This window comes from Actimicrobium sp. CCC2.4 (assembly GCF_034347385.1).
Lineage (GTDB): Bacteria > Pseudomonadota > Gammaproteobacteria > Burkholderiales > Burkholderiaceae_D > Actimicrobium.
Map to the genome: position 1 here is coordinate 2,214,312 of NZ_CP133777.1, position 12,531 is coordinate 2,226,842.

Annotated in this window: 11 protein-coding genes and 1 pseudogene; 5 read left to right on the forward strand and 7 right to left on the reverse strand. The window is 59.1% G+C overall.

Annotated features, from left to right (window positions below; translation table 11 throughout):
* Positions 1–12: 12 nt before the first annotated feature.
* The 3 genes from RHM62_RS10375 to RHM62_RS10385 are packed head-to-tail and all read right to left on the reverse strand — an operon-like array spanning position 13 to position 2,444.
* On the reverse strand, positions 13–384 hold the full coding sequence (locus RHM62_RS10375) for an EamA family transporter (protein ID WP_040726860.1): 372 nt from the start codon (positions 382–384) through the stop codon (positions 13–15).
* Positions 385–396: 12 nt separating this feature from the next.
* Positions 397–2,061, reverse strand: a complete 1,665-nt coding sequence (locus RHM62_RS10380; protein ID WP_322122034.1) for a glycosyltransferase family 39 protein — start codon at positions 2,059–2,061, stop codon at positions 397–399.
* Complete coding sequence (locus tag RHM62_RS10385; RefSeq protein ID WP_322122035.1) at positions 2,061–2,444, reverse strand: Mth938-like domain-containing protein; 384 nt, start codon at positions 2,442–2,444, stop codon at positions 2,061–2,063. The genes RHM62_RS10380 and RHM62_RS10385 overlap by 1 nt, the downstream gene beginning before the upstream one ends.
* 193 nt (positions 2,445–2,637) lie before the next feature.
* Here RHM62_RS10385 and RHM62_RS10390 point away from each other — a divergent pair, with 193 nt between their 5' ends.
* Positions 2,638–3,867, forward strand: coding sequence for a pyridoxal phosphate-dependent aminotransferase (locus RHM62_RS10390; RefSeq protein ID WP_322122036.1), 1,230 nt, complete (start codon positions 2,638–2,640; stop codon positions 3,865–3,867).
* 45 nt (positions 3,868–3,912) lie between these two features.
* Complete coding sequence (locus RHM62_RS10395; RefSeq protein WP_322122037.1) at positions 3,913–5,223, forward strand: homoserine dehydrogenase; 1,311 nt, start codon at positions 3,913–3,915, stop codon at positions 5,221–5,223.
* A 224-nt stretch (positions 5,224–5,447) separates the two neighbouring features.
* On the opposite strand, the pseudogene RHM62_RS10400 reads toward RHM62_RS10395, so the two are convergent.
* A pseudogene (locus RHM62_RS10400) lies at positions 5,448–5,753 on the reverse strand (acetone carboxylase subunit gamma); the annotation flags it as partial.
* Here RHM62_RS10400 and RHM62_RS10405 point away from each other — a divergent pair.
* Positions 5,718–6,044, forward strand: a complete 327-nt coding sequence (locus RHM62_RS10405) for a hypothetical protein (protein ID WP_322122038.1) — start codon at positions 5,718–5,720, stop codon at positions 6,042–6,044. The pseudogene RHM62_RS10400 and the gene RHM62_RS10405 sit on opposite strands and share 36 nt — an antisense overlap.
* Before the next feature lie 34 nt (positions 6,045–6,078).
* A complete protein-coding gene (locus RHM62_RS10410) occupies positions 6,079–6,525 on the forward strand; it encodes a GFA family protein (protein ID WP_322122039.1) in 447 nt (148 codons plus the stop codon).
* 620 nt (positions 6,526–7,145) lie between these two features.
* On the opposite strand, the gene RHM62_RS10415 is transcribed toward RHM62_RS10410, so the two are convergent.
* The 3 genes from RHM62_RS10415 to RHM62_RS10425 all read right to left on the reverse strand — a co-directional run bounded on the left by RHM62_RS10415 (position 7,146) and on the right by RHM62_RS10425 (position 12,212).
* A complete protein-coding gene (locus tag RHM62_RS10415; protein WP_322122040.1) occupies positions 7,146–7,652 on the reverse strand; it encodes an acetone carboxylase subunit gamma in 507 nt (168 codons plus the stop codon).
* Between the two features lie 76 nt (positions 7,653–7,728).
* Entirely contained in the window at positions 7,729–10,053 is a 2,325-nt protein-coding gene (locus RHM62_RS10420; protein WP_322122041.1) for a hydantoinase B/oxoprolinase family protein, read from the reverse strand.
* Complete coding sequence (locus RHM62_RS10425; protein ID WP_322122042.1) at positions 10,050–12,212, reverse strand: hydantoinase/oxoprolinase family protein; 2,163 nt, start codon at positions 12,210–12,212, stop codon at positions 10,050–10,052. The genes RHM62_RS10420 and RHM62_RS10425 overlap by 4 nt, the downstream gene beginning before the upstream one ends.
* An 83-nt stretch (positions 12,213–12,295) precedes the next feature.
* Between RHM62_RS10425 and RHM62_RS10430 the strand changes: the two genes are divergently transcribed.
* A complete protein-coding gene (locus RHM62_RS10430) occupies positions 12,296–12,448 on the forward strand; it encodes a hypothetical protein (protein WP_322122043.1) in 153 nt (50 codons plus the stop codon).
* The last annotated feature ends 83 nt before the right edge of the window (positions 12,449–12,531 follow it).

The following is a 12,531-nucleotide window of genomic DNA, read 5'->3' on the forward strand; positions in this document are numbered from 1 at the left end:
AAGGAGTAAGGATTACGAACGCGCCAGCAGGATCACGCCGACAATGATCACGCCGATGCCGAGGATGCGCTGCATCGACACCATCTCGCCAAGGAAATACCATGCACCGACGGCGTTGATGATGTAGCCCAGCGAGAGCATCGGATAGGCAATCGTCACATCGACGCGCGACAGCCCGATGATCCAGACCAGCACCGACACGACATAGCAGGTCAGGCCGCCGAGGATGGGCAATTGCGTGGCCAGCTTGATGCCGGTGGAGAACCAGTTTTCGGCGGTCAGATGAATCGCGCCGACAGCGTTCGTGCCGGCTTTGAGCAGCAGCTGCGCGATCGCATTGAGGCAGATGCCGGTCAGGATAAAACCGAAGGTAGGGAGATTCATCATGCGTGGCGATCAGGACAGAGGCTGCGGTTGGTTGGAAACAATGACCCGGCGCGGATCGCTGGCAATGACGCGCATCGGGATATTGCGTTGCTTCAGGTCGCGATAGGTATCGGGATGCATGATGGCGATTTCGCGCGCGCCGGTGCCGTAGCGGGCCGACCATTGCGCGACGAAGACGTTGAGGTCCGGGATCCATAGCTCGGGTTGCCGGCCCAGGCCGAATTCCATCTCGTCGGCATGGGCCACCAGCGTCATCGTGCGTTCGAGATAAAACGGTAAGGCCTGCTCGTAGCGATTGACGAGGTACATATGGGTCTGCGGTGTCATCTCGGCTTGCACGGCCGGCACCAACTCGTAGCCGGCAGCAAAGCGTCCGAGCGGATCATGGCCGAGCATCAGGCACTGGCTGGCCAGAAAGCCGGCGACGGCGATCAGCACGACCGAGCGTTCGGTATGCCGGCGCGCCAGAAAAGCCAGCACGCCGCCACAAGCTGCGATCGCCGCGGCAGCGGCAACCCACGGCATATAGGCGGTGTAGAGCGGTAGCTCGAAATCCGATTTGGCCAGCGGCGGGATGCGATTGACCAGAGCCAGGCCGGCCAGCCCGATGGCCACCAGCACGCCGGCATTGATGGCGATCGCGCGTTGCGTGACATGGCGCAGATAGCAGGCGATCAGCAAGGCCATCGCCGGGAAGATCGGCAGGATGTAGGACGGCAGCTTCGAGCTCGAGATACTGAAAAAGAAAAAGATGAACGCCGCCCAGACCAGCAGCATTTTTTCGGGCTGGAAGCCATTGCCGCGATTGCGCACGCCCTGCCAGAACCCCTGTGCCAGCACACCCAGCCACGGCACCATGCCGAGTAACAGCAGCGGCACAAAATAATAGATCGGGCCGGCGCGGTGATGGATCTTGCTGGTGAAGCGCTGGAAGTGTTCGTGAATAAAAAAGAACTGCGGGAATTCCGGATTGTCGATCGACACCAGCACGAACCAGGGCGTCGTGATGACGAAAAAAACCACCAGGCCCCAGCCCGCATGCAGGCGTTTCCAGATCATCCAGTCGCGCGCCACGAAGGTATAAACGAATAGCACCGCACCTGGCAGCAAGACGCCGATCAAGCCCTTCGACATCACCGCCAGTGCCATGCCGGCCCAGCACAGCAGCATGCCGTTGCGGCGCTCGGTGGCGGTGGCGTCATTGCGTTGCGCCACCAGCAAGCCGCACAGCGCCAGCGTCATCATCGCCGACAAGCCCATGTCAAGCGTGTTGATGTGGCCCAGCATGGCCCACAGCAGACTCGAGCCGAGGACCAGCGCGGCATCAAAACCGACCCGCCCGCCAAACACCTTGCGGCCGGTGTAGCCGACCGCAGCGATACCGATCAAGCCGCACAGGCCGGTCCAGAAACGCGCCTGCCATTCGCCCAGGCCGAACAGCTCGAAGGTGATGGCCGTCATCCAGACTTGCAGCGGTGGCTTTTCGAAATACTTGATGCCATTCAGGCGGGTGGTGATCCAGTCGCCGGTGGCGACCATCTCGCGCGCGATTTCGGCGTAGCGGCCTTCATCGGTCGGCACCAAGATGCGGGCATCGAGTGCGTAGAACCAGATGACACAAAAGAAGAAAGCCAGGGTCCAGACGAAAGCGCGGGATTTATGGAGATCGGCCATCAGGTCGGCGGTGCCTCGAAGATCAGCGCCAGTGCCACTTTACGGCCCTCGGCCATCAGGATGTTGTAGGTGCGGCAGGCGGCCTGGTTATCCATGCACTCGACGCCGATGCGGCGATCTGTCAGCGAAGCACAGAGGCGCGGATGGATGAAGCGCTGGCGCACGCCGGTGCCGAGGATGACTACATCGGGTTGCAGCGAGTTGATGTGATCAAAGTGCTCGGTAGTGAGCGTCTCGAATCCCGTTACCGGCCAGTCAATCGGCGCCATTTCGGGCAGCACCAGCAAGCTCGTTGTGTAATGACGCAGGTTGATATCGACGCCATCGGCATCGTAGGAAGTGACGGTCTGGTATTGCTGGGTAGTGGTGTGATGCAGCTTCATGCGATGCAAGCCAATCAGAAGGTTAGAATCCGGAGGGTGCATTGTAGCGGCAGTCGAGCCCTTCATGGTGTGATCACCATGGTGAATGTCCGTTTATGCCGGCGTTACCGATTGATAAATGCCCGCGCATTCGGCAAAATAGCCCCTTTTCGCAATGCAACAAACACTGTCACCCGTTGAAGGAACCGTTACCGTGCGACCGATTCAAAAATCCAGAAAACTGGCAGACGTCTGTTACGACATCCGTGGTCCCGTGCTGGAAAAAGCCAAGCAGATGGAAGACGAGGGCCACAAGATTATCAAGCTCAACATCGGCAACCTGGCCGTGTTCGGTTTCGATGCCCCCGATGAAATCGTGCAGGACATGATCCGCAACATGCAGAACGCGTCGGGCTATACCGATTCCAAAGGCTTGTTCGCGCCGCGCAAGGCGATCATGCACTACACGCAGGAAAAGAATATCGCCGGTGTCACGATCGATGATGTCTACCTCGGCAACGGCGCCTCCGAGCTGATCGTCATGAGCATGAACGCGCTGCTCAATACCGGCGACGAGGTGCTGGTGCCGGCACCCGATTACCCGCTCTGGACCGCCGCGGTTAGCCTGTCGGGTGGCAATCCGGTGCATTACGTTTGTGACGAGCAGGCCGGCTGGTTTCCCGATATCGAGGATATCAAGCGCAAGATCAACGCCAACACACGCGCCATCGTCGTCATCAATCCGAACAATCCGACCGGCGCGCTGTATCCCGATGCGCTGCTGCTGCAGATCGTCGAACTGGCACGCCAGCACCAGCTGATCATCTTCGCCGACGAGATCTACGACAAGGTGCTGTACGACGGCGTCACGCATACCTCAATGGCGTCGCTGGCCGATGACGTGCTGTTCATTACCTTCAACGGCCTGTCGAAGAACTATCGCTCGTGCGGTTACCGCGCCGGTTGGATGGTGGTCTCGGGCCAGAAAAAACATGCGCGCGATTACATCGAGGGCCTCAACATGCTGACCTCGATGCGCCTGTGCGCCAATGCGCCCGGGCAGTACGCAATCCAGACCGCGCTCGGCGGTTACCAGAGCATCAATGACCTGGTCGGTCCGGGCGGTCGTTTGCTGCGCCAGCGCGACCTCGCGCACAAGTTGCTCACGGCGATCCCGGGCGTGACCTGTGTCAAGCCGAAGTCGGCGCTGTACATGTTCCCGCGGCTTGATCCGGCGATGTACCCGATTGCCAATGACCAGGATTTTGCGTACCAGTTGCTGGCCGAGGAGCGCGTGCTGATCGTGCAGGGCACCGGTTTCAATTGCCCGACGCCCGACCACTTCCGGGTGGTTTTCCTGCCCAACACCGATGACCTGACCGACGCGATGGGACGCATTGCGCGCTTCCTCGAGGGCTACCGCAAAAGCCACGGCACTTCCTAATCCACCCAGGCCGGCGATGACGCCGGCAGCACCAAGAGCACAATTATGAAACCCATCAAAGTAGGCCTGTTAGGCATCGGCACCGTTGGTGCCGGCACATTCAATGTCCTTAAGCGCAATGCCGAAGAAATCACCCGGCGCGCCGGTCGCCGGATCGAAATCGCGATGGTCGCCGACCTCAATGTCGAACGCGCCCGCGCGCTGACCAACAACGAATGCGAAGTCGTCGACGATGCCAATCTGGTCGTCAACCATCCCGACATCGACATCGTCATCGAACTGATAGGCGGCTACGGCATCGCCAAAAGCCTGGTCCTGCAAGCCATCACTAATGGCAAGCATGTGGTCACCGCCAACAAGGCCTTGCTGGCCCTGCATGGCAACGAGATCTTCAAGGCAGCGCAAGAAAAAGGCGTCATCGTCGCCTTCGAAGCAGCGGTGGCCGGTGGCATCCCGATCATCAAGTCGCTGCGTGAAGGCCTCACGGCCAACCGCATTGAATGGATCGCCGGCATCATCAACGGCACCACCAATTTCATCCTCTCCGAGATGCGCGACAGGGGGCTCGACTTTAATACCGCGCTGCTCGAAGCCCAGCAGCTCGGTTATGCCGAAGCCGATCCGACCTTCGATATCGAAGGCATCGACGCCGCCCACAAGGTAACGCTGATGGCATCGATCGCGTTCGGCATTCCGGTCCAGTTCGACAAGGCCCACGTTGAAGGCATCACACAGTTGCAGGCGATCGACATCGGCTATGCCGAACAGCTCGGTTACCGGATCAAACTGCTGGGCATCACCAGGCGCACGCCGCTGGGCATCGAGTTGCGCGTCCACCCGACGCTGATCCCGGCCAGGCAATTGATCGCCAATGTCGAGGGCGCGATGAATGCGGTGGTGGTGCAGGGTGATGCGGTCGGTGCGACGCTGTATTACGGCAAGGGTGCCGGCGCCGAGCCAACCGCGTCAGCCGTCATCGCCGACCTGGTCGACATCACGCGCCTGTTCACGGCCGAGCCGGGTCACCGCGTACCGCATCTGGCATTCCAGCCGGATGCGATGACCGACACGCCTATCCTGCCGATGTCCGAAATCACCACCAGCTACTACCTGCGCCTGCATGTGGCCGACCAGCTCGGCGTGCTCGCGGCTGTCACGCGCATCCTGGCGGATTCGGATATCTCGATCGACGCGATGCTGCAAAAGGAACCGGCCGATGGCGAGACCCAGACCGACATCATCATGCTGACGCATCAGACTCAAGAGAAGCGTGTCGATGTCGCGATTGCGCGCATCGAGGCGCTGGCGACGGTGATCGGGAAGGTGACGCGGATTCGGTTGGAAGAACTGGAGTAGGGGGAAGTTGCCGGTTTGCTGCTGGCTCGTTGATGACGGCTATATCTGATGAGTCAGCGAACCCGCAAACCGTTCATCCTGAGCTTGTCGAAGGAAGCTTGTCGAAGGACACTTTTCGAAGGCGCTGCGGACGGTGCGCCTTCGACAGGGTCAGGCCGAACGGTAAATAGTGGGATCGCGGTAAGCACTCCACGAACGGTAGACGGTGAATTCGAAGTAAAAGCTCAGTTCGCCTTCTCCGGCAACGGCAAATGTACCCACTCCTTGTAAAAAGCCTCGATGTCCGGCTCGAATTCATGGATCACCGGATACCACGGTGTCGGTGCTTCGACATCGTGCATCGTCCCGCATTGGGGGCAGTAGTATTCGCGGTAGACCTGCCAGGTGGTGTCGGGTGCCATCAAGGCCGGATAGACCTGTTCCATCGCTTCCGGCGTATCGCGGACATACACCAGCGCGTCAATTTTCCAGTTGTTGCGGTAGTCGCCGAATTCGTGGCCGCAACTGCATTTGGTGACCCACTGTTTGGTGGTCTCGCACTTGTCTATTCTTCAGTTGGCGCCGATAGTGACCTTTGTATGGTGACAGCCGGGCTCGACTCAGCAGCTGATGAGGCGTACACGATGAGAGGTACTGATGCGATGCTGACCGACCAGCGAACAAAGAATGTGCGGGCGGTCCGGCGGCTGTTGGGGCATGCAAAATTGCAAAGTACGACACACCAAGTCGGCATTGAGGTCGATGACGCGTTTGAAATCGCCGAACAGATGAAATATCACCGTCGACCGGCAAGCGCGTCGCCGAAGTTAAGAGACATTTAGCGGCCAATTGCCGTCATTCAAAAAAAGGAAAAGTATGGAGAAGAACGTCCGTCAAATGCCAGGTTCATGCCACTGCGGAACAGTAAAATTCCAAGTCCGGCTCACCGACGGGCTCAACACTGCGCGGCGTTGCAATTGCTCGTATTGCCGAATGCGCGGAGCGATTGCAGTCTCGGCAGCGCTGAAGGATATCGAATTCATTACCGGCGAGGAGACGCTGACTCTTTACCAGTTCAACACGATGCAGGCAAAACACTATTTTTGCTCGAGGTGCGGAATTTACACGCACCATCAACGCCGGTCAAATCCGGATCAATACGGAATCAATGCAGCCTGCCTGGAAGGAATCAGTCCATTTGACTTTGAAGAAGTACCAGTGAATGAAGGAGGCATTCATCCCAACGATAACGTTGCCAAGAGCGGTCCCAGCGTCGCAGGGTACCTACGATTCTTGCCCAAAAAGAATGACCAAGATAAGTGAGCGGCCGTCCCGATGGTGACGGGTAAGGACAGGTCAACTTCAATTTCAACTTCAACTTCAACTTCAACTACGGCGTCAGTCCTTCCCGTCAAATTTCGGGGGGCGCGGTTTCGCTAACCGTCGCAAACCACATTGGCAGCAACCAGGGTCAGAGTTTTTTTTCGCAAGGGTATCGCGAAAATTACTCTGACCCTGCTTGCGGATTCGGAGCGCTTGCCATCCAATTTCCTTACTGGGGTTACTTGCGGGGCTGTTTCTCCGTCATGACCTAGCCGGGGGCGGCCCGGCTGTCGGACCGGCAGGCGGTCCCTTCTTTTTGCTTCGCTGTATGGACCGGGTACATACACTTCGCCAAAAAGAAGTACCCCAAAAAAAAGGCGACCGCGAGGAGGCTGCCCTTCGGGTTCCCAAAAGGCGGGACAGGTCAAAGTCAACTGCCAGGTCAACATCAACATCAACCTCAAAACCACAACACAAGGGTGCAATAACCGAAGACCGTTGCGCCGATTGGTCCGTGCGCGGTGCAATGCCCTGCGGTTATTGCACCCTACGACATGAGGCGGGCGGGTAGGGTGTTTTGCGCCCGCGCGAAGCAGTTATCGCACGAGCAGCCAATCAGCTCAGTTCGCCTTCTCCGGCAACGGCAAATGCACCCACTCCTTATAAAAAGCCTCGATGTCCGGCTCGAATTCATGGATCACCGGATACCACGGCGTCGGTGCTTCGACATCGTGCATGGTCCCGCATTGGGGGCAGTAGTATTCGCGGTAGACCTGCCAGGTGGTGTCGGGTGCCATCAAGGCCGGATAGACCTGTTCCATCGCTGCCGGCGTGTCGCGGACATACACCAGCGCGTCAAGTTTCCAGTTGTTGCGGTAGTCGCCGAATTCATGGCCGCAACTGCATTTGGTGACCCACTGTTTGGTGGTCTTGTTCTGGGCGATATACAGGTGCAGGCTGATCGGCAGGATGATCTTGTCATCCCACGGCAGCTTCGCTTGCAGCGTATTCAAATACATGCGGAAGCGGTCGTCGTCCTTGGGCATCGACAGCATGCGCATCGTGGTGTCCCAGTCCAGTTTGCCTTCGACCAGGTAGTTCACTTGCTCTTGTGTGTAGACAGACATGGTTCATCTCCAGTTATTGTGGTTGGCCGGACCGGTATGGTCCGGCTTGCAAGCATTCCTGCACAGCGTCACACCCTCATTCTTCGACCAGCACCACCGTGCGCACGTCCGGCAATTTGGACAGGTCCATCCGGTGCTTGGAACCGAACGAGGGCACACCCAGCTCGGACTCGGGCAAGTCCCAATCGGCCGGCAAATTCCAGAAGGTCTTGAACTCCTGCTTGAACTTGGCGCTCAGATCAAAACTGGTCGCAAACATGTGCCGCACCTGGACCGAGGCTGTCTTGGTGACGATGCGCTCGCGCTCCTGTTTCATCCAGTCTCTGGTCGGCATCGCCCGGGCGATGCGTTCCTTGCGCACTTGCTGGCGACGGGCGGCCGTGCCGGCGACGTCGACGCTCCAGATACCGTCGGCATCCTGTGCTATCACCACGCCGTAGACTTTCTCGGCGAACTCGGGCAGCACGAAGCGGCTGTTGAGATCGGTTGCCACGTTGGCGCAATCGCGATCGAGCGGATCGCCAAAGCCCGGGCCGCCGCGCAGATAGTTCAGGTACAGATCATGGTTCTCGAAGATCGCTTCGGTGGTGGTGCATTGCTTGTCGCGCTTGACCTTGGCATCGGCACCGATGTGCTTCTCGTAGTGCGCGTCGGCCGGATTGCGGTCGGCACCCAGCGGCAGTGACAGGCCGTCGCGGATGCGGGCTTCGAGGTCGGTCTTGTGGGCCTGGAAACGATAGCCGGTGGCGGACGGATAGCCCCCCATCAAGCCCCAGTCGCTGTTCATGTAGCCATTGCCCGAGAAAAACATGGTCCAGTCCTGCGCCTTCCAGACCATGCGCAGGGTCTCAAAGCCGCACCCGCCGCGAAACTTGCCGTAACCGCCGGAGTTGGATTTGACATTGCGTCCCAGGTACAGCATCGGCTCGGCCAGTTCCCAGATCTCAATGTCGCCCATGTCGCCTTCGGGATTCCACACCGCCGCATTGTGATTCAAGCCATCCTTGACGGCGCAGGCACCGGTGCCGCAGGCGGCAGTCTCGAAGCTGTTGACCGCATGCACTTCGCCGTCCTGATTGATACCGCCGCCTTGCAGCCAGTTGCAGGCATTGGCATTGCCGGCATTGACCTCTTCCAGATAGCCGCGCGCAAAGTAGGATTGGCTCATGCCGCGCCAGACGCCGCTCCAGGCCGAGACCAGGAAATGCCAGGCATTGGCATGCGCGGTACGGCGGTCATCCGGATTCATCCAGGTGCCTTTGGGGATCTTGAATTCGGTCGCGTAGTAGGCACCGTCATTGATGCGCGCAGTCGGCACCAGCGTCTGCGTGAGCATGACCCAGATGCCGCTGGTGAAGGCGACATGGTTGGCATTGTAGGCATGCCAGCCCCAGCGACTCGCGCCTTCAAAATTGAGCTTCCAGCTGGCGTCGGGGCGGATCGTCATTTCGCACGGCGCGTGCATGATGCTGTTGAGCTTGCCGAACTCGGACGCCAGGCTCATGTCCGGATGGTCATACGGCACATCAACAAAAGATACCCGGCGGTAGACGCCGGGAACCGTCATCGCTTTGAGCCGCAACTGCAAACCGCGCCGGCCTTCTTCGATGATTTCATCGGCAAACTTGAGGTAGTTGTCGACACCTTCGGCGGCGAGCACTTCTTCGACCAGCTTGCGCACCATATGGCAACCGGCGATACGGGTGCGTTCGTCCAGAATCCAGTACTTGGGAGTGCGCACGTTGCGCTGGCTTTCGTGCAGCCAATCCCGTAGCGGTACATCGTTGGCACCGGTCTTGCGGCAGGTGATCTGCAAGCCGTCACCGAAGCGCGAGACCTGCCCGCTCGACATCGATCCCGGTGTCATGGCACCCAGATCGATCACATGCGTGACGCCGCCGACCCAGCCGACCAGATTACCTTCCCAGAAAATCGGCACGATGGTGGCGATGTCACACGGATGCACATTCCCGATCGAGCAATCGTTGTTGGTGAACATGTCGCCGGGGTTGATGCCGGGATTAACTTCCCAGGCATTCTCGATCATGTACTTGATCGCCGCGCCCATGGTGCCGACGTGGATGATGATGCCGGTCGAGGTCAGGATGCAATCGCCGGCGGCATTGTAGAGCGTGAAGCAGAGCTCGCCTTCCTGCTCGACGATCGGCGAGGCGGCGATTTTCTTGGCGGTTTCGCGGGCATGCACCAGGCCGCCACGGATACGCGAAAACAGTTTTTCATAAATGATCGGTTCGGCTTCCTTGAAGGCCAGGGTTTCCAGCCCGTTGTAAAAGCCGGTTTCTTTGGTACGTGCGAGCATCGCATCGCGGTGCTGCTTGAGGGTTTTGCCATTGCCCAGCAGATCGGGCAGGCCCATTTCTTTGGCGGACATCTTGTTCATGAACGGTCTCCTTGTTTGACTTCCTTGAGGTGAAACAGGCGGTGCGTGTCGCACCAGGTTTCAAAACCCAGCGGCACAATAAATGTCGTCGACGGGGACTCGACGATGGCCGGACCGACCACGCGGTTGCCGGCCTTGAGTGCTTCCATCGACCAGATCTGCGCGTCTTCCCATTTCTTGTGGCGATAGAAAGGGCGGCTGCCGATGCGCGCCTCGGGCGCTGGCACCGGACCTGCATCGGCTTCTTCCGGCAGTTCCGGCTTCGACGACACCACGCTGCCACGCATGATCGCGCCGGTCACACCGAAGCCGAGTTCCGGCGAACTGGCCGAGGCTGCATAAGTGCGGGCATAGGTATCGTCGAATACCTGGATCATTTTTTCCCAGTCGGCGACAGTGGTGGCGCTGGTGACCGGCGAATTGATTTCAAGGTCGTTCAACTGGCCCATGAACTGCATCCGGTAACCGGGCAGCAGCAGCACCTCTTCCGGCTTGAAGCCGTTGAGGACGAATTGCTCGACGACCTTGCTGGCCAGCTCGCCCCAGGCCTCGGTCAGTGTTTGGCACGCCTGTATTTTGTCGGCATCGCTGGCCTTCGGGCCGATGCTGATATCGACGCTCTTGTCGTAGCGGTATTCGTATTCGGCGCAGGCGCAACCGAAGGCAGAAAACCCGGCTGCCCAGGCCGGCACGATGACATCCTTGAAGCCCAGTCCTTCGGTGTAGCCGTAGGTATGCACCGGACCGGCACCCCCGTACGAAAAGCAGACAAAGTCCTGCGGGCTGTAGCCCTTGGCACTGATCACCGAGCGCATGTATTCGCGCAAATTCAGGTCCAGCAATTCGATGACGCCGGCAGCCGCATCCTCGACCGACAGTCCGAGCGGATCCGCCACCTGCAGCTTCAGATATTTGCGGGCACGCTCGACATCGAGCTTGATCGCACCACCCAAAAAATTATCCGGATTCAGGTAGCCCAGCACGACATGACAATCCGACACCGAGACGGTATCAAGACCGCTTTCGGGCCAGCACATGCCGACGCGGTAACCCGCGCTGTCGGGACCGAGCTTGATGGCTTTGCTGTACGGATCGATACGAATGAAACTGCCGGCACCGGCGCCGACCGAATCCATCGCCACCAGCGGCAAGGACAGCAGCAGGCGCGCCATGTCCGGATCCGACTGGATCGCGAAATTGCCTTTGGTGATGATGGCCATGTCAAAGCTGGTGCCGCCGATATCGCTGCAGGCGATATTGTCGTAGCCCAGTTTCTGGCCGAGGAACTTGGAACCGACCACGCCGCCTATCGGACCCGAGACGATGGTGCGGGCCAGTTCCTTGGCACGCCAGCCGATGGTGCCGCCATGGGTTGCCATGACGCGCAGATCGAATTTGGCACCGTGCTTCTTGAAGCGATCGCTGACTTTCTTGAGAGTCTCGCGCGATGGCTCGGCCGCATACGCTTCGAGGATGGTGGTGTTGGTGCGATGACTTTCCTTGCGCGACGGGTAGTAGTCCGCAGTCGCAAAGACCGGGATATTGACGCCCATCTTGGTCAATTCTTCACGGCAGATATCGCGTGCCCGCAATTCACTCTGCGGATTTTTATGCGATTGCAGCAGGCTGATGACGATCGCTTTCGCGCCGCGCGCCACCAGTTCGCGACTGGCTACGCGCACCTCTTCTTCGCGCAACGCAATGACCACCTGTCCCTGCACATCGGTGCGTTCGGTCACGCCACGGGTGCGCGACAGCGGTACCAGCGGTTCGTCGTAATGGTGGCAATTCAAGTGGATGCGTTCTTCCAGCGCATAGCCTAGATAACTCTGCGCGGCCCGTCCCATCGAATGCACGTCTTCAAAACCGCGGTTGCACATCAGCCCGACATCGAGTCCTTTGCGCTGCACAACGCGGTTCAACATCGCGGTGCCGGAATAGACGCACGTGAGTAACTCCGGGAAGACATCGTCGACCTGGCGCTGCCATTCGGCCAGTGCATCAATCGATGATTCGTAGATCGCCTGGGATTCGTCGCCGGGATTGCTTTGCGCCTTGCCGACCACGAACGAGCCATCTTCTCTGACAAAAAAAGTGTCGGTCATCGTGCCGCCGGCATCGATGCCCATCACCTGAACCGGTGAATGTTGCGTTTGCATGTGCGTCTCCTCTATGGGTTGATATCAAGTCGCTGCGACCAGCGCCGGTGCAGCGTAGGCAATGCACCGCAAGGACCATGCCCATGACAGGAAAGCGCTTGAAAAAACCGGCGGCGCTGCTATGGCGCGAAGGCAAAAATGCGCGATGGCGCAGCGTGATTGGCGGACCGTTCGACCGTCCGTTTTCCGGCCGGCCGGTCTCCCGGTGTCCGGTTTCCGGACGATGGCAGGCGTGATGAACATTCCGGTAGCACAGTGGTGCCGGAAATAGGCGTGTATGCTAAAAAAGCATTTAAAACGAGATCGATGCAGCGACCGG